The organism is Pantoea sp. BAV 3049 (assembly GCF_009765445.1).
GTDB lineage: Bacteria > Pseudomonadota > Gammaproteobacteria > Enterobacterales > Enterobacteriaceae > Erwinia.
In genome coordinates, this window is record NZ_WHOY01000031.1 from 8,437 (window position 1) to 8,653 (window position 217).

The 217-nt window shown below is 63.6% G+C and carries 1 protein-coding gene; it reads left to right on the forward strand.

The window, feature by feature from the left end:
• Positions 1-184 (forward strand): hypothetical protein (locus GSQ70_RS25680; RefSeq protein WP_199257355.1); only part of this gene is annotated, 184 nt, incomplete at its 5' end.
• Positions 185-217: the final 33 nt, after the last annotated feature.

Below are 217 nucleotides of genomic sequence, written 5' to 3' on the forward strand. Positions count from 1 at the left end.
GGCGGCGCTGGCAAACAGCATGTGTGACCTGCGTACAGAGCTGAACCGTCTTGAGTCGCATTACCGCTATGACGCCGACCCGCTGACTGAACGCCTGGCGCGGCAGACTCTCTGCCGTATTAACGCCCTGTATCTGGCCGCGTACCGCGAGGTCCTGGACCTGGACGCGGCTTTCAGAGACTGACCGACCCCGGGCGGCTGGTCCGCCCGTCATAAA